This is a genomic window from Nitrosomonas communis (genome assembly GCF_900114745.1).
In the GTDB taxonomy this organism is placed as follows: Bacteria; Pseudomonadota; Gammaproteobacteria; order Burkholderiales; family Nitrosomonadaceae; genus Nitrosomonas; species Nitrosomonas communis_A.
The window spans coordinates 71,761-88,858 of record NZ_FOUB01000005.1 but is presented as its reverse complement, the minus strand read 5'-3'; the positions used below and the strand labels follow the sequence as shown (position 1 = coordinate 88,858).

General features: G+C 46.2%; 14 protein-coding genes and 1 other RNA gene. 11 read left to right on the top strand and 4 right to left on the bottom strand.

The window, feature by feature from the left end; translation table 11 throughout:
- The first annotated feature begins 202 nt into the window (after nucleotides 1-202).
- Nucleotides 203-634 (top strand): rhodanese-like domain-containing protein, encoded by a 432-nt coding sequence (locus BM122_RS03665; RefSeq protein ID WP_371264888.1) that lies wholly within the window; start codon nucleotides 203-205, stop codon nucleotides 632-634.
- 165 nt (nucleotides 635-799) lie between these two features.
- Here BM122_RS03665 and BM122_RS03660 read toward each other — a convergent pair whose 3' ends face one another.
- Both BM122_RS03660 and thiC read right to left on the bottom strand, forming a co-directional pair.
- Nucleotides 800-1,621, bottom strand: a complete 822-nt coding sequence (locus BM122_RS03660) for an undecaprenyl-diphosphate phosphatase (RefSeq protein WP_074903752.1) — start codon at nucleotides 1,619-1,621, stop codon at nucleotides 800-802.
- 55 nt (nucleotides 1,622-1,676) lie between these two features.
- A complete protein-coding gene (thiC, locus tag BM122_RS03655; protein WP_074903750.1) occupies nucleotides 1,677-3,572 on the bottom strand; it encodes a phosphomethylpyrimidine synthase ThiC in 1,896 nt (631 codons plus the stop codon).
- Nucleotides 3,573-3,823: 251 nt separating this feature from the next.
- Here thiC and BM122_RS03650 point away from each other — a divergent pair, with 251 nt between their 5' ends.
- The 9 genes from BM122_RS03650 to BM122_RS03610 all read left to right on the top strand — a co-directional run bounded on the left by BM122_RS03650 (nucleotide 3,824) and on the right by BM122_RS03610 (nucleotide 12,155).
- Nucleotides 3,824-4,489 (top strand): protein-L-isoaspartate O-methyltransferase family protein, encoded by a 666-nt coding sequence (locus BM122_RS03650; protein WP_143083302.1) that lies wholly within the window; start codon nucleotides 3,824-3,826, stop codon nucleotides 4,487-4,489.
- Nucleotides 4,490-4,610: 121 nt separating this feature from the next.
- The gene (locus BM122_RS03645) at nucleotides 4,611-5,906 is read left to right on the top strand and encodes a TolC family outer membrane protein (RefSeq protein ID WP_256211860.1); all 1,296 of its coding nucleotides are present in this window, start codon (nucleotides 4,611-4,613) and stop codon (nucleotides 5,904-5,906) included.
- Nucleotides 5,907-5,953: 47 nt separating this feature from the next.
- An RNA gene (gene rnpB / locus BM122_RS03640) (RNase P RNA component class A) lies at nucleotides 5,954-6,245 on the top strand.
- A 477-nt stretch (nucleotides 6,246-6,722) separates the two neighbouring features.
- Nucleotides 6,723-8,102 (top strand): polynucleotide adenylyltransferase PcnB, encoded by a 1,380-nt coding sequence (gene pcnB / locus BM122_RS03635; RefSeq protein ID WP_074903745.1) that lies wholly within the window; start codon nucleotides 6,723-6,725, stop codon nucleotides 8,100-8,102.
- A gap of 24 nt (nucleotides 8,103-8,126) precedes the next feature.
- The gene (folK, locus tag BM122_RS03630) at nucleotides 8,127-8,636 is read left to right on the top strand and encodes a 2-amino-4-hydroxy-6-hydroxymethyldihydropteridine diphosphokinase (protein ID WP_074903743.1); all 510 of its coding nucleotides are present in this window, start codon (nucleotides 8,127-8,129) and stop codon (nucleotides 8,634-8,636) included.
- Nucleotides 8,633-9,286, top strand: coding sequence for a deoxynucleoside kinase (locus BM122_RS03625; protein WP_074903741.1), 654 nt, complete (start codon nucleotides 8,633-8,635; stop codon nucleotides 9,284-9,286). The genes folK and BM122_RS03625 overlap by 4 nt, the downstream gene beginning before the upstream one ends.
- 21 nt (nucleotides 9,287-9,307) lie before the next feature.
- Entirely contained in the window at nucleotides 9,308-10,099 is a 792-nt protein-coding gene (gene panB / locus BM122_RS03620) for a 3-methyl-2-oxobutanoate hydroxymethyltransferase (RefSeq protein ID WP_074903739.1), read from the top strand.
- A gap of 27 nt (nucleotides 10,100-10,126) precedes the next feature.
- Entirely contained in the window at nucleotides 10,127-10,963 is an 837-nt protein-coding gene (panC, locus tag BM122_RS03615) for a pantoate--beta-alanine ligase (RefSeq protein WP_074903737.1), read from the top strand.
- Nucleotides 10,964-11,264: 301 nt separating this feature from the next.
- The gene (locus BM122_RS03610) at nucleotides 11,265-12,155 is read left to right on the top strand and encodes a cation diffusion facilitator family transporter (protein WP_074903735.1); all 891 of its coding nucleotides are present in this window, start codon (nucleotides 11,265-11,267) and stop codon (nucleotides 12,153-12,155) included.
- Nucleotides 12,156-12,432: 277 nt separating this feature from the next.
- Here BM122_RS03610 and glgP read toward each other — a convergent pair whose 3' ends face one another.
- Both glgP and orn read right to left on the bottom strand, forming a co-directional pair.
- Nucleotides 12,433-14,988, bottom strand: coding sequence for an alpha-glucan family phosphorylase (gene glgP, locus BM122_RS03605; RefSeq protein WP_074903733.1), 2,556 nt, complete (start codon nucleotides 14,986-14,988; stop codon nucleotides 12,433-12,435).
- Nucleotides 14,989-15,024: 36 nt separating this feature from the next.
- Nucleotides 15,025-15,570 (bottom strand): oligoribonuclease, encoded by a 546-nt coding sequence (gene orn, locus BM122_RS03600; protein WP_074903731.1) that lies wholly within the window; start codon nucleotides 15,568-15,570, stop codon nucleotides 15,025-15,027.
- Between the two features lie 271 nt (nucleotides 15,571-15,841).
- Here orn and BM122_RS03595 point away from each other — a divergent pair, with 271 nt between their 5' ends.
- On the top strand, nucleotides 15,842-17,098 hold the full coding sequence (locus BM122_RS03595) for a M48 family metallopeptidase (protein WP_074903728.1): 1,257 nt from the start codon (nucleotides 15,842-15,844) through the stop codon (nucleotides 17,096-17,098).

Below are 17,098 nucleotides of genomic sequence, written 5' to 3'. Positions count from 1 at the left end.
AGGCAGCATAAATAATATGGCAGGGACAAGCCGGCAAAGGTCGACAAAGTCTGGTTTGATTTAGAAGTGAAATTATATGAGATTCGCTTGGATAGCATCAGTTCAGATTATTATTCATGGCTTTTTTGCTTCAGCGCTTCACTTTGATTACACTTCTCCTTTTGCCGATTAAAATAGACATATGGAAAACGCAAGCAAAATATTGAAAAAAGCACATGAACGTGCTGAGGAGATGGATTTACCTTATAAAGGGGCTTTATTCCCTGCCGAAGCATTCGCATTGTTACAAGCAACGCCCAATGCCAAGTTGATTGATGTTCGCTGTAAAGCTGAACTGGACTGGGTTGGTCGCATTCCTGGCGCAATCGAGGTCGAATTGAGAACTTACCCAAGCATGCAACCTAATCCAAATTTCATTGATCAGGTTGCTGAAAAAGTACAGCAAGACGATGTGATCATGTTTCTTTGCCGTAGCGGCGGACGTTCAGATTATGCAGCCACCATCGCTACCCAGTCAGATTTTCCTAATTGCTACAACATACTAGAGGGTTTTGAAGGCGATAAGGATGAAACGGGCCATCGCGGCCGCAAAGGCGGCTGGAAGGCAGCAGATCTGCCTTGGGTACAAAGTTAACGTTTCGATGGTTACTTATTTTTCAGTAGAAGCGCCGTCCTGGCGCTTGCTCAAGCGGCCAGAAGCCGCTACTACTTGGTTGACCAGACGTAGGGAACAATAAGCTGCGGGCATTACGCAGTAAATCTGGTGTAATGCGCTGCGCTTATTGCACCCTACATTAAATTAGACTGTTGACCAGGCAATCAGTCCGGTGTAAGCCGTTACCAGGATTATGATACCGAATCCGATGCGATACCATGCGAAGAGAGCGAAATCATGGTGGCTGATATAGCGCAGCAATCCACGGATCGCCAGCCATGCACTTATAAACGAAGCAATAAAACCAGTCGCGAACATACTCAAATCTTCCATTTGCAGCAAGTCTCGACTCTTATAAACATCGTAAAAGGTAGCGGCAAACATAATCGGGATCGCCAGAAAAAAGGAGAATTCGGCCGCTGCCTTACGTGATAAGCCAAAAAATAAACCTCCAATAATCGTCGCCCCCGAACGGGAAGTGCCTGGAATCAAGGCAAGGCACTGGGCACAGCCAATTTTCAGCGCATGTTTCCAGTCCATACCTTCTGCCTGCTCAACATCAACTATATGATCACGGCGCTCTGCCCATAAAATTAATATGCCCCCGATGATCAACGCCATGGCAACCGGTAAGGGATGAAATAAGTAAGATTTGATCGTTTTGATAAATAAAAAACCGAGGATGGCAGCAGGCAAAAAGGCAATCAATAAATTTAACAGGAAACGATTCGATTCTTTTGTACCTATGCCGGTCACGATTGCTGTCAGTCGGGCGCGATACTCCCAGCATACTGCCAGTATCGCCCCCAATTGAATGGCCACGGTAAAAACCTTGGCCTTGTCATCATTAAAATCAAGCAAATCACCCATCAGGATCAAATGACCTGTAGAAGAAATTGGCAGGAACTCAGTCAACCCCTCAACAATTCCAAGAATCAGCGCTTTGATCAGTATCGGCCAATCCATGTCGGCCTTTTGTTCAAAGATTCAAAAAATAACAATGAACGATATGAAAAAACCATCATAATTTACTGTAAATCTCCGCGCCTTTTTCTTTAAACTCAGTAGATTTCTGCTCCATGCCTTTTTTTAACGCATCATCCTCGCTAATGCCTTGTTGCGCTGCGTAGTCGCGTACATCCTGAGTAATCTTCATTGAGCAGAAATTGGGACCACACATCGAACAAAAATGGGCAAGTTTAGCCCCTTCCTGTGGCAGCGTTTCATCATGGAATTGTTTGGCTTTGTCCGGGTCCAGGCTGAGATTGAATTGATCATTCCAGCGGAACTCGAAGCGCGCCTTGGAAAGCGCATTGTCGCGAATCTGCGCGCCAGGATGCCCCTTAGCCAGGTCAGCCGCATGCGCTGCAATCTTATAGGCAATGATACCGTCCTTGACATCATCTTTATCAGGCAATCCCAAGTGTTCCTTGGGCGTCACATAACATAGCATGGCGGTACCATACCAGCCGATCATGGCGGCACCAATGGCAGAAGTAATATGATCATAGCCTGGGGCAATATCGGTCGTAAGCGGTCCCAAGGTATAAAAAGGTGCTTCCTGACAATATTTAAGCTGTAGATCCATATTTTCTTTGATCAAATGCATGGGGACATGACCCGGCCCTTCGATCATCACCTGCACATCGTGCTTCCAGGCAATCTGCGTCAATTCACCCAATGTTTTCAATTCAGCAAATTGTGCTTCATCATTGGCATCATAAATCGAGCCCGGCCGGAGTCCGTCTCCCAGCGAGAAACTGACGTCATAGGCCTTCATAATGTCGCAGATTTCCTCAAAATGGGTGTAAAGAAAACTTTCCTGGTGATGCGCAAGACACCATTTAGCCATGATCGAACCGCCCCGTGAAACAATGCCAGTCATGCGCTTGGCGGTCATGGGAATAAATGGTAAACGCACCCCAGCGTGAATGGTAAAATAATCTACACCTTGCTCCGCCTGCTCAAGCAAGGTATCGCGGAATATTTCCCACGTCAGTTCTTCTGCTTTGCCATCAACTTTTTCCAATGCCTGATAAATAGGTACCGTACCGATCGGTACCGGGCTGTTACGAATAATCCACTCGCGCGTTTCATGGATATTTTTACCAGTGGAAAGATCCATGACCGTATCCCCTCCCCAGCGAATAGCCCAGGTCATTTTCTCGACTTCTTCTTGAATGCTGGAACCCAGCGCAGAATTCCCGATATTGGCGTTGATTTTGACTAAAAAATTACGCCCAATGATCATCGGTTCGGATTCCGGGTGATTGATATTGGCGGGAATAATGGCCCGTCCACGTGCGACTTCATCGCGCACAAACTCGGGAGTAATCAAGCGCGGGATCGCCGCACCAAAATCGTGGCCAGCATGCTGGCGAACGAGTAAATCATTGCTTTGCGCCTCTATCATTTCTCGCCGCTGATTTTCCCGGATCGCAATATATTCCATTTCAGGGGTAATCATGCCACGGCGAGCATAGTGCATCTGAGTCACATTAACGCCTGCCTTGGCGCGTCGCGGCGGACGCTTGAGATTGAAGCGCATTTGCGAGAGCTTCGGATTATTCAAACGTTCTCGACTGTAAGCTGATGTCAGCCCTGACAGCAGCTCAGTATCGCCACGCTCATCGATCCATTTTTCACGCAGGGGAGATAATCCGGCACGAATATCGATTTTGACGGTAGAATCCGTATAGGGCCCGGAAGTATCGTACACATAAATGGGAGGATTTTTTTCTGTGCCATTGCTGATGGCGGTATCCGATTGACTGATCTCCCGCATAGGAACCTGAATATCAGGACGAGTACCCTGTACGTAAATCTTGCGCGAATTGGGCAATGGCCTGATCGCAGCTTCATCCACCTGCGCAGTTTGGCTGGTAAACTTTTCTAACTTTGAAATAATTGTATTCATAATATGCTCCTCAAAATACCGTAAGGAGCAAGTGGAATATCCCTAGCTTCCCTACGGCGGCATTATCCGCATCAGGTATTAAGGGACTGTCTCACCGACACTTGGAGCCTGGAAAAAAATGGATTTTGCTAACAAGTTTATTGCGCACCACAATTTAATCTCCAAGTGCGGACCCCTAGCTGAAGCTGTGAAACTAATAGAAATATGAAATAATTGCAAGCCTGATTATTTCATCCATAAAAATAATGATTATGAAACTCGACACTAATCTCGAACAAAACCGCTTCAATATGGTGGAACAACAAATCCGGACGTGGAATGTTCTGGATCCAGCCATTCTCAATTTACTATACAAAGTGAGGCGCGAAGAATTCGTGCCAGCAGCCTACCGTTCCCTTGCCTTTGCAGATATGGAAATCCCTTTAGACCATGGTGCAGTTATGCTGACACCCAAAATGGAGGCGCGTATCCTGCAGGAATTACATATCAAAAAAACCGACAAAATTCTCGAAGTAGGCAGCGGCAGCGGCTACATGACAGCATTGCTGGCAGAGCTGGGTGCCCAGGTGTACAGTGTTGAAATTGTACCAACACTTTGTAGCATAGCCAAAATGAATCTCCAGACCCATGGCATTACTAATGTCACTTTGGAACAAGGGGATGCAGCCCAGGGCTGGCCTCAGCACGGTCCTTATGATGTCATCGCCCTCACCGCATCCACACCCATATTATCCGAAGCTTTCCAAAAAAGTCTTAATCCTGGGGGACGTCTGTTTGCGATTGTTGGCGAAGAACCTTTGATGGCAGCAACGCTTGTCACCTGTGTGACGCCTGGCGTCTACGAGACAAAGATGCTGTTTGAAACCTGCACAGCCCCCCTGAGAAACGCCCTACAACCTCAGCGGTTTACTTTTTAATGCATTCGATCGTACACATTAGCTTACTTTTCACAGAGAAGGATATTTGTATTAATATCGCTCACTATCTGGAAGAATTTTGCTAAAAGTACTCATGAAAAATCCGTGGCACCTGGTTGTTATGCTCGTTGCTATCGGCATAATCCTGCAAACACCCACGCAAGCAGCCAGCCTCATGAATATTTACCGTGAAGCGCTGGAGCAGGATGCGCAATATGGTGCCGAGCGGGCTGCTTATATCGCAGCGCAGGAGAAACTGCCGCAAGGCAGGGCAGGATTGCTCCCTAACATTAATTTCACTGGAACAGCTCAGAATCAGTATATCGATACCAATTTCGGTCCGGAGAGAGTAATCAAAAATCGAGGCATCGTACTTGCCGCCACTCAGCCGCTTTTTCGCATTGAAAATTTTATCATTTATGAGCAATCGAAAAATCAGGTTGCACAAGCTGATGCAAGATTTGTTCTGGCTGCCCAGGATTTGATATTGCGCGTATCGCAAGCATATTTTGACGTGCTCATTGCCCAGGCCAATCTTGAGGTCGTGGAAAGCCAGAAAAAAGCCATCAGTGAGCAACTGGAACAAGCCAAGCGCAACTTTGAAGTGGGGATTGCCACAATTGTAGACACGCATGAAGCACAAGCTCGCCATGATCTGACGATCTCGCAAGAAATTCTGGCCAGAAACACGCTCGAAGTTAACAAGCGCGCCCTGCAAGGAATCATCAATCGATTCCCAGATCAGTTGATCAGTACCAGCATAGATAAAATAGTATCAACTTCGCTTATCCTACCCTACGAGAATATGGAAGAGTGGGTAGCCTTAGCCGAGCAGAAAAACTTCTCCCTTAAAATACAACGGATCGCCTTTGATCTGGCCGAGCAGGACATCAAAAAAGCGAAGGCAGGACATTACCCAACGCTTGATCTGGTCGCCCAGTATAGCAATCAACAAGGCGTTGGCGGTGCAATTACCGGGATTGGTATCGATTTAGAATCGAAATCGGTAGGTCTGCAACTTAATGTACCTATCTTCCAGGGGCTTTCAGTGCAATCTCGCATTCGCGAAGCTTTAGCCAACCGGGATAAAGCACGCCAGGATGTGGAAAATACCAAACGGACCATTAGCTTGCAGGTACGCCAGCAATTCCTGAATGTGACTAACGGCATTGCCCTGCTCAAAGCTCAAAAGCAGGCACTCGCAACAAGCAAGAGCCAGTTGGATTCCACTGTGCTAGGAAAGGAAGTAGGCATCAGGGTAGAAGTAGATGTTTTAAATGCTCAACAGCAATTCTTTGCCGCACGCAGAGATTTGGCGCAAGCGTATTACACCTATATGATGTCGCGATTACGCCTCAAAGCCGAAGTCGGGGAACTCGATGAAGAAGTATTGAAAGAAATTAACGAACTGCTATAGAAAAAGTTTTATCCTTTGTTATATAGTAAGTTGATAAAATATATTAAGAAGCTGACCAGACAGTCGCTGCCTGTGCAAGCAGGGAGAGGAAAGTCCGGACTCCAGAGAGCAAGGATGCCGGTTAACGGCCGGCCGTTGTGAAGCGAGGAATAGGGCCACAGAGACGAGCGTATTAAGTTACGGTGAAACGCGGTAACCTCCATCCGGAGCAAGACCAAATAGGCAGGCTATGACGCTGCTCGCTGAGCCTGCGGGTAGGTTGCTTGAGTACACAGGTAACTGGGTACCTAGAGGAATGACTGTCCACGACAGAATCCGGCTTATCGGTCAGCTTCCCCAATCTCCCACGATAACTCGATTGCTTTTTGCTTGTTCCATTTCTAAATCAAAACTGACATTGGCGGCTTCACCTTGCCGTATTATTTATATTGTCTGCGGCTCGCCTTCGCGTCATTTTGATTTGAAAATGGAATGATGTCGGCTGAGATGCGAATGTGGTTAATTTAAATGAAATGAACCATTTAATCTGAATACAATCACCAAGTGTATAATCCTAACATCGCAGTTGAACGCTTGCGCAGTTGAACGCTTGGTTAGTAAGCCAATCCCATGACAGATAAAGATAGCTTTAAAAACTTCTCACTTACCTGCATAGTAAAATCGCTGAGGCAGGCAGAATGCATCGCATTAGCAGAGAATGTGGCAATGCTCTTAGCTGCAGGGAAGAGACTTGCCTCACCGCAAAATTGCCCGTTACACGTTCATCCCATTACAGAGTTCAGGAGAATCCGTGACTGATCCTTTCAGCATCTTGCAATGATCCATAAATTTTTCCAACGTATTTTCATGCGCAATTCATCTACTGCCAACACTGTCCCAGTGTTGCGTACGATACTACGCAAGGAACACTGCATTAGCCGCAATCAAATTAGTCCAGGTGCATTAAAGGTAACTGGAGTGTTACAACAAGCCGGGTTTTCTGCATTTGTCGTCGGGGGCGCCATTCGTGATTTATTGCTGGGATTGGAGCCCAAGGACTTTGATGTCGCAACCAATGCGACTCCCGAGGAGGTGCGCGCGTTATTCCGCCGTTCTCGTATCATTGGACGACGTTTTCGACTGGTACATGTCACCTATGGCAGCGAGATTGTGGAAGTGTCCACTTTTCGTGCCAATTATCCTATTAATGGCAGTAGTATGGAAATAAATGCTGAAAGCCATGCTGATCAACACGGGCGTTTGCTGCAGGATAATATCTTTGGCAGTCAAGAAGAAGACGTGATGCGGCGGGATTTTACGGTTAATGCGTTGTTCTATAATCCCGCTACTGAGGAAATTCTTGATTATCTCAGCGGCTATGAAGATATTGAGGCGAAACGCTTGCGTATCATTGGCGAGCCTACCCAACGTTACCGGGAAGATCCGGTGCGCATGTTGCGAGCAGTTCGACTGGCTGCCAAGCTTGATATCCAGCTTGATGAAGCAACGGCAGTGCCCATAGGCGATTTGGCACCATTGTTGCAGAATGTGCCAGCAGCCCGATTATTCGATGAAATGCTAAAACTATTGATGTCTGGCCACTCGCTTGCTTGTGTTTTGGATTTACGTATGCGCGGACTTCATCATGGTTTGCTTCCCATGCTGGATGTCATTCTTGAACAACCCCTGGGTGAACGCTTTATTACTTTGGCACTTGAGAATACCGATAAGCGCGTGCAGGAAGGCAAACCCATCTCGCCAGGCTTCCTGTTTGCAACGCTACTCTGGCATGAAGTGCTGGCAGCCTGGAATAAACGCCAGGCTAATGGGGAGAAACCTATGCCTGCACTGCATTTGGCTATGGCTGAAATATTGACATTACAACGTCAGCAGCTCGCTATCCCACGACGGCTGGATTCAATCATATATGATATCTGGACATTACAGCCGCGCTTTCTGTTGCGAGCAGGACATAAGCCATTCCGCCTGCTTGAACATCCTCGTTTCCGTGCGGCGTATGATTTTCTCATGTTGCGCTGTGAAAGTGGTGAGATCGATATGGAAGTGGGACAGTGGTGGAAAACTTTCCAGCATGCTGATACCGCTACTCGCGAAGCGATGCTGTTAAAGGAAACGACACCAAAACGACGCAAAAGAAACCGTCGACGCAAATCAGCAGGAACGACAGACCATAGAAAAGTGACGTCGCCAATTTAGCGGCCACCATGGAAAAATGATCTGATGCCATCCACTTCGACTAAGTTAGCCAGACAGGCCTTTATTGGACTAGGCAGTAATTTGGAAAACCCTTTATTCCAAATCAGACGAGCTATTTCGCTGCTAACAGAGCTTCCTGACTCCCGCTTGATAAGGCAATCTTCCCTATACCGCAGCGCAGCGATTGGTGCAGTTGATCAGCCTGATTTCATTAATGCTGTCGTCCACATCGAAACCATGCTTATGCCGCGGGCTCTCCTTATGGCTTTACTTGAAATTGAACGGCGTTGTGGGCGTATTCGAACTTATCCCAATGCTCCGCGCACCCTCGATCTTGATTTATTGTTATATGATGATTTGCAATGTCATGAGGAAGGTTTGGTTTTGCCACATCCCCGCATGCATGAACGCGCGTTCGTATTACAGCCACTGATGGAAATCGAACGTGATTGTAAAATTCCTGGCCAGGGGTTGGTTACCGAGCTACTGGTCGCATGTACACAACAACGACTTGAATATATTTCATCATTATGATACTTGAAAAATATCACTACATTGCTATCGAAGGCCCAATTGGCGCTGGCAAGACCAGTCTTGCCCAGAATATGGCTGACCGTCTGGAATGTGCTTTAATGCTGGAACGCCCGGAAGAGAACCCTTTCCTTGAAAAATTTTATAGCGACCGCTTACGCTACGCATTACCTACGCAGCTATTCTTTTTTCTGCAACGTATCGATCAATTCCGATACGTGACGCAGGCGGACGTTCTTTCAAAACCAATGATCAGTGATTTTTTATTGGATAAAGATCAATTATTTGCTCGTATGACACTGAACAAATCTGAATATGATCTCTATCAGAAAATTTATTCTCAAATACAGCCCCAAGCGCCTTCTCCTGATCTCGTCATTTATCTTCAGGCTTCACCAGAAAAGCTGTTAGAGCGCATCAAGCGTCGTGGCAGTACTTATGAGAAAAACATATCCGAAGAATATCTATATAAGTTATCCAGTAGCTACACACAGTTTTTTCATCAATATGAAAAAACGCCGGTCATCATCGTCAACAGCGAGAATCTTAATTTTGCTAACAACACGGCTGATTTCAACTTGTTACTCCAGCGTATCAGCCAGATGAGAGGTGCGCGGGAATATTTCAACTGTGGCCTTAGAGAATATCTGTAAGTCATTATGGACTAAATCGTCATGAGAATAACTCGAGATACCCTACAAAAAATGCACGCAGCAGGTAACAAGATCGCTGCACTTACTTGCTATGATGCGACCTTTGCCGCCCTATTGGAAAATGCTGGCGTCGATATTCTTTTGGTAGGCGATTCATTAGGAAATGTCATGCAAGGCCATAGCACCACATTACCCGTCACGATGGATGATATGATTTATCATACTCAGTGCGTGGTGCGCGGATCAAACAAAGCATTCATCATGGTTGACATGCCTTTTGGTACTTCCCAGGTATCACCTGAAGAAACTTTCATGAATGCAGCCAGACTCATGGCCGCAGGCGCACAGATGGTCAAGATTGAAGGCGGTCAAATTATGACTGACACCATCGACTTTCTTACCCAGCGCGGCATCCCTGTATGTGCTCATATCGGCTTGATGCCACAATCGGTTCATCAGTTGGGCGGCTACAAAGTTCAGGGACGAACAACGAATGAAGCTGAACAACTTCTGAATGACGCTATGCTACTGCAGGAAGCAGGGGTAGGCATGTTGCTTATGGAAACGATTCCAGCGACTTTAGCTGCTAGAATTAGCCGGGAGCTGTCTATTCCCACTGTTGGTATCGGCGCGGGGGTAGACTGCTCTGCTCAGGTACTCGTATTGCATGACATGCTGGGAATTTATCCAGGTAACAAACCCCGGTTTGCCAAAAATTTCATGGTAGGCACTGACAGTATCCAGGCAGCGATCGAACATTATGTGCAAGAAGTCAAGACAGAAAAATTCCCGGCAGCAGAGCATACTTTCTAACCATTCATTTCTCCTAAAGCGCTGGTCGTGGAAATCATTACTAATATTGCATCGTTGCGAACTCGCCTTAAACGTGAATCGTCCATAGCGTTGGTACCAACCATGGGCAATTTGCATCAGGGTCATTTGTCATTGGTTCAACTAGCACAGCAGCATGCAGGCTGTACCGTCGTTAGTATTTTCGTCAATCGGCTACAATTTGCCCCACACGAAGATTTCGATCGATATCCACGCACGCAAACAACTGATTGCCATCTTTTGGAAAAGCTTGGAGTGGAGATTGTATTTTTACCTGACGAAAAAACGCTTTATCCAGCTCCTCAGGAATTTCAGCTACTGCTCCCGGCTATAGCTGATACGCTGGAAGGACAATTCCGCCCTGGTTTTTTCCAAGGTGTAGCAATTGTTGTGCTGAAATTATTTAATATCATCCAGCCACAGTTGGCCGTTTTTGGCAAAAAAGATTATCAGCAACTGTATCTGATACAAAAAATGGTGCAGCAATTGAATCTGCCCATCAAGATCATGGCTGGTGAGACAGTACGCTCGCAAGATGGTCTTGCGTTAAGTTCACGCAACAGCTACCTGAGCGAGTCAGAAAGACAGCAGGCTAGTTATTTGTTTCGCACCCTGTTTCATGTGAAACAAAAAATAGAACAAGACGATCATAATCTCCGGCTATTAGAAGAATGGGCAACATGTGAGCTCGCCAAGCAGGGATGGAAGGTCGACTATATTGCCTTGCAACAGCGTAAAACGCTCCTACCAGCCAATAACAACGACACTGATCTGGTCATCCTCGGCGCAGCCTGGCTGGGCCAGACCCGCTTAATCGATAATCTGGAGATTGCGCTTACTTCATAGCGGGGAAACTCTAAGCAAGTCATCAAGCGGGACGAAGTGCAAGTAGACGGAAAACAGAAATAATTCCATTTGCAAATCAAAAATGACTTTATCGGCTTCACCTTGCCGTATTATTTATACTGTCTGCGGCTCGCCTTCGCGTCAATTTTGATTTAAAAATGGAAAAAACATCCCTTAAGAATAACCAAGCAAGGAGAATGTTAATAGGCTGGTATATGAAAATCACCGCGAAATTTCCCTTTCCCCACGTGGGCGTACCAGATGCTAAGTGGCATGATCTCCTGCGGCATAGCGAAATGGCATGAAACATCCAAACCATCAGCAACCTCATCTTCACAATAGCCAGAATGGTCTATATTTCGCTGCGAGCATTACGCTCATCTACGCAGCGATAGAAGCCAGCGTGGGATGGTGGGCGAATTCGCTGGCATTACTAAGCGATGCCGGGCATATGTTGACCGACACCAGTGCTCTGCTGATCGCCGCACTTGGAGCCTGGTTGGCGCAACGTCGCCCGACGCCACGCCATTCTTATGGGTTAGGCCGTGCAGAGTTCCTTGCAGCTTTAATCAATGGTCTGTTAATACTGGTAATGGCGAGTATTGTTATCATCAATGCCATTGAACGGCTGCAACAACCACTGCCCGTGCAAGGAGAGATCGTGTCTACCGTGGCGTTTATTGGCTTGGCACTCAATGTGCTCGTACTGTATCTACTAGGGCATAGTGAAACTGACCTAAATCAACGTGCCGCTGCGTTACACGTTTTGAGCGACCTGCTAGCCTCTATCGTCGCCATATTGTCTGGGCTGGTAATCATCTTCACCGGTTGGACTTTAATCGACCCGCTGCTATCACTGCTCATTGTAGCGTTTATCCTGTACTCCACTTTGCGTCTGTTGCGTGAAGTGCTGCATGGCCTGATGGAAGGTGTTCCCCTGGGGTTGTCGCTAACGGCCATTGGCACTGAAATGGCAGCCCGGCCAGGAGTGTTGTCGGTACATGATCTGCATATCTGGTCATTGTCATCACAGCGATTCGCATTATCAGCCCACGTGGTGCTGCTTGATCTCAATCAATGGGACAATATTCTGGACGATTTGCGTCATATGCTATTGGAGCAATACGGCATAGATCACGTAACGTTGCAACCTGAAACCCCTGCAAGTGTCGTACGTTCCCCAAGCTGCTGAGCATGTGCACATAACCAAGAAATCACCGGGCTTATTATCTCCGTGCGATCATTGCCTGCCTAGCAAACTTATTCCATTCCTAAATCAAAATTGACTTTGTCAGCTTCACCTTGCCGTATTATTTATACTACTGCGGCTAGTCTTTGCGTCATGTGTGGGCTATTCCTCGGAGTGCCGATAAGTTAGACCAAACAGTCATCAAAAATTGCACTTCGAATTTGAACCTACGCAACTTTTCAGCAGTACATTTTGCGAAATAACGCTTCGCGCAAAATTTTTATACCCATACCATCATACCCATCTCCAGCGGATGAGTCAGCAGCGGATGATAGGGATACATGCGTAAATAATATTCCTTCTTGCCACATAACTCAGGCACATAATTCAGCTCAAACAAGTGTTCCTGCATTTCGTTTATTCCTACAAACTTAAAACGAACATGCTGGTAGTGGTTTAACCTCACTTTCTTATTCTCTTGGCAAATGAGCAGTTCCACCACCACATCGTCAGGTTGCAAGCCATTTAATTGAGCCGCCACTTTGAAATGTAGGGCATTGCTGAAATCAATCCGCTTACACGGCGTATCCTGCCGCCGTAGCGAAACACCTCCCCAAGCTGCACTTACTTTCGCCTTCCAGGCAGCAACCTTTTTGGCATTCGCAAAATTATCTTGAGTATAATGCGCGCCTTGTGCATGAGCGCGGGTATAAAACTTTTTGATATATTCATTCACCATGCGCGTTGCATTGTAGCGCGGCAGCAAAGAAGCTATTGAGTATTTGGCCATTTTAACCCATTCTGCAGAATAGCCGAATTTGCCTCGACGGTAATACATCGGAATGACCTGATCCTGCAGAATTTCGTAAAATGCTTGACTCTCATCTTTATCACGTACACCAGCATCAGTATCATCCGAAGCTGGTTTGACGGCCCAGCCATTTTTTCCGTCAAAGCCTTCTTCCCACCAGCCATCGAGCACACTCAAATTGAGTGTGCCATTCATCCCTGCTTTCATACCGGAAGTGCCGCTTGCTTCAAGCGGGTAAATAGGGTTATTGATCCAAACATCCACGCCAGCTACCAATCTTCTGGCAAGACGCATATCATAGCCTTCAACCAGTAATATCCGCCCTTCAAATTCCGGCAGCCGTGCTACTTGGCTAACTCTTCGAATCAAATCCTGGCCAGGAATATCCGCTGGATGTGCCTTGCCTGCAAAAATAAGTAATACCGGTCGCTCTGGATCAAGCAGGATTTTTCTCAACCAGTCGAGATTCTCGAATAACAGCGTTGCACGTTTATAGGTCGCAAAGCGACGCGCAAAACCCAATACCAGTACACTCGGATTGATTGGATCCACCAGTTTTAGAAGTCGGTCAAGATGTGCCTCCGAGCCGCGATTGCGTCTATTCTGCTCGGTCAGGCGGGCACGAATACCGTAGAACATTTGGGATTTTAACGTCTGCCGTGCACTCCAGAACAGATGATCAGGAATCATATCAATACGTGACCAGAATTCAATGTCACGCATTTTATCGCGCCATTCGTAGCCAAGATATCGGTCAAATAGATTCGACCACTCCTGCGCTAAAAAAGTCGGTACATGCACACCATTGGTGATATAGGAGAGCGGATTCTCCTCTGGCTCAATTTGGGGCCAGAGATCACGGCAGATACGAGCGGAGACATCACCATGGATCTTGCTCACCCCATTATGCGTGCGTGACATATGGACAGCTAACGTGGTCATGTTGAAGTCATCACTACCAGACATATGTCCCAATGCCATAAATTCTTCCCAGGAAATCTTCAAGTCATGACAAAACTCAGCAAAATAGTCATGCATGATCGCCCGGGAAAAGTAATCATGTCCTGCGGGTACAGCGGTATGGGTGGTAAAGACCGTATTGACTGCTACTGCTTCCATAGCACTGGCAAAATCCAGTCCCTGCTGCACCAGATTGCGTGCCCGTTCCAGCATCATAAAGGCTGCATGTCCTTCATTAGTATGCCATACGGTAGGTTTAATCCCCATTTTCTGTAACGCACGGACTCCACCAATTCCTAAAAGGATTTCCTGTTCGATCCGCATCTTTTTATCTCCGCCATAAAGCTGATGGGTAATCAAGCGGTCATGTTCGGGATTCTCCGGTAAATCCGTATCCAGCAAATATAAGTTGACGTGACCTATGATGGCCCGCCACACTTTTACCATTACTTTACGTCCCGGCAAGGCTATTTGCACATGGACTTCTGAGCCATCATCATGCAAAGCTGGCTTCACCGGCAGAACTTCAAAATCTGAATCAGTATAAAGTGCGTGCTGATTACCTTGGGCATCGATCGTTTGGAAGAAATAGCCTTGGCGGTACAGCAGTCCGACTGCCACAAAGGGTAAACGCAAATCACTTGCTGCCTTGCAGTGGTCTCCAGCCAGAATACCGAGCCCGCCAGAATAAACTGGAAGGCTTTCATGAAAACCAAATTCAAAGCAAAAATAAGCAATCCGGTCAGGTGGACTGAAGCCTTCGATATGGTCATACTGCAAGGACTCTGCATGATACGCATCATAGGATGACAGCACACTGTTATAACTGGACAGAAATGTTCGTTCAGATGCAGCCTTGTGCAGTAACGACTCATCGACTCGCCTGAGAAAAGCCTTAGGATTATGCCCGGCTGCTCCCCATAAGCGGGGATCAATGCGAGAAAACAAACTACGTGTTTCACGATCCCAGCTATATCTAAGATTATTGGCCAATTCTTCCATGCGGGATAGCCGAGCGGGTATTTTGGGATTAACAGTGACAGTAAAGGTTGTTTTAGTAATCATTGATTGCTCTCCTTGCCGAGATAAATGCTAAGACTGTCAAGCGCCGATAAAATGCTCACGATAATATTTTAATTCTTTGATTGAATCGTAAATATCTGCTAGCGCTTCGTGCTTACTTTCTTTATTCAACCCAGCCATGATTTCAGGTTTCCAGCGTTTCGCCAACTCTTTAATTGTGCTGACATCCAGATTACGGTAATGGAAATATGCTTCCAATTGCGTCATAGTGCGAGCAAGGAAGCGTCGATCCTGGCAAATCGAATTCCCACACATTGGTGAGGTTGCAGGCGGAACATGATTTTGCAAAAAAGCGAGCATAGTCGCCTCAGCTTGCATTTCTGTCATCTTGGAAGCTTTAACTTTATCAATCAGTCCAGATTTAGCATGAGTCGATTGATTCCATTTATCCATACCGTCCAGTATAGCGACCGGTTGTGACACGACTAATACCGGGGCTTCTGCTACCACATTTAATTGTGAATCGGTCACGACCAGAGCGATCTCAATAATACGATCGCGATCAGGATTCAGACCTGTCATTTCCATATCTATCCAGATGAGGTTATTGCTATCTTGTGCCATAATGCGTTTTCTTGAATTTTAAGAGATTGATTTTGTCATATTGAAAACCATCCGTCACTTAATGCTTAGTGAAGGAGAAATACTTGTGAACAAACCGGCACGGCTTGTGTTCCAATAATTGCGATTTTTATTGTGACTTTTCTTTCATTTTGTCCACTTGTTTGGTTCGTGTTTTAGTAAAACTTGCTGTGCTCGTTTTAGCGAAACTCGCTGTGCTCGTTTTCACAAGGTTTGAGAGTTAATCCATTATATTTTCTATATTATTTTGACTATGCCAACTTTTACTGCTGTATTTATTACCGCATTATTACTAACTACTGTTACCCAACTATGGTTAGCGATCCGCCATATCCGTCATATTCGCGCCTATCGCAACCAGGTTCCGCAAGATTTTGCCTCACAAATTGATCTTGCTGCTCATCAAAAAGCTGCTGATTATACTTGCGCTAGAACCCGCCTGGATTTTCCCAGTACCTTTATCCATGTTCTTCTACTATTAATGCTCACGCTGGGAGGCGGACTCAATACCCTCGCAAGCTTCTGGGCGAACTGGTTTACTGATCCGATCCTCCATGGCATGGCGCTCATTATCAGCACGGTTTTACTGTTAAGTGTGATAGAAATTCCATTCAGTTATTACCGAACTTTTGTCATTGAACAGCAATTTGGCTTCAACAAGATGACACCGATCATGTTTTTTTCTGATCTGATCAAGCAATATACATTAGGCTTTCTGCTTGGGGTACCCTTGTTATTCGTCATGTTATGGCTGATGGAGAAAATGGGTAATAGCTGGTGGCTTTATGCCTGGCTGGCATGGGTCGCTTTCAATCTCTTCCTCCTGGCCATTTATCCGACCTGGATCGCGCCGTTGTTTAACAAATTCTCGCCATTAGAAGACACTTCCCTCAGAGCGAGAATCGAACAGCTTTTGCATAAGTGCGGTTTTGAATCAAGTGGCTTATTCGTCATGGACGGGTCACGCCGCAGCAGTCATGGCAATGCCTATTTTACCGGCTTTGGCAAAACTAAACGAATTGTATTTTTCGATACGTTGTTGTCACGTCTGAAAGCATCGGAAATAGAAGCTATCCTCGCTCACGAGCTTGGCCATTTCAAACGCCATCACGTCATCAAACGTATCGTCTGGTCATTCATCGTCAGTCTGGCCTTTTTGTGGCTATTAGGTTATTTGATGCAGCAGAACTGGTTCTATCAAGGATTAGGCGTGACTGTCCCATCCGTTCCTTCCAACGCAATGGCGCTGCTACTATTTTTTCTGGTGATGCCAGTCTTTACCTTTTTACTGCATCCACTGTCTAGCTTATATTCTCGCAAACATGAATTCGAAGCAGATGAATATGCGGCACAAAACGCTTCCGCCGCTGATTTGATTCATGCGTTAGTGAAGCTTTATCAAGATAATGCAGCAACGCTCACGCCTGATCCAATCCATTCCGCTTTTTATGACTCCCATCCTCCAGCTGCGATTCGTGTTGCCCATCTCAAGAAACTCATTTCCGCATAG

Coding starts and splice junctions, on each gene's coding strand:
- BM122_RS03650 (WP_143083302.1), top strand. CDS start 3,824: ATGAAACTCGACACTAATCTCGAACAAAACCGCTTCAATATGGTGGAA.
- BM122_RS03660 (WP_074903752.1), bottom strand. CDS start 1,621: ATGGATTGGCCGATACTGATCAAAGCGCTGATTCTTGGAATTGTTGAG.
- thiC (WP_074903750.1), bottom strand. CDS start 3,572: ATGAATACAATTATTTCAAAGTTAGAAAAGTTTACCAGCCAAACTGCG.
- folK (WP_074903743.1), top strand. CDS start 8,127: ATGCCATCCACTTCGACTAAGTTAGCCAGACAGGCCTTTATTGGACTA.
- panB (WP_074903739.1), top strand. CDS start 9,308: ATGAGAATAACTCGAGATACCCTACAAAAAATGCACGCAGCAGGTAAC.
- BM122_RS03625 (WP_074903741.1), top strand. CDS start 8,633: ATGATACTTGAAAAATATCACTACATTGCTATCGAAGGCCCAATTGGC.
- BM122_RS03610 (WP_074903735.1), top strand. CDS start 11,265: ATGAAACATCCAAACCATCAGCAACCTCATCTTCACAATAGCCAGAAT.
- pcnB (WP_074903745.1), top strand. CDS start 6,723: ATGATCCATAAATTTTTCCAACGTATTTTCATGCGCAATTCATCTACT.
- orn (WP_074903731.1), bottom strand. CDS start 15,570: ATGGCACAAGATAGCAATAACCTCATCTGGATAGATATGGAAATGACA.
- BM122_RS03595 (WP_074903728.1), top strand. CDS start 15,842: ATGCCAACTTTTACTGCTGTATTTATTACCGCATTATTACTAACTACT.
- BM122_RS03645 (WP_256211860.1), top strand. CDS start 4,611: ATGCTCGTTGCTATCGGCATAATCCTGCAAACACCCACGCAAGCAGCC.
- glgP (WP_074903733.1), bottom strand. CDS start 14,988: ATGATTACTAAAACAACCTTTACTGTCACTGTTAATCCCAAAATACCC.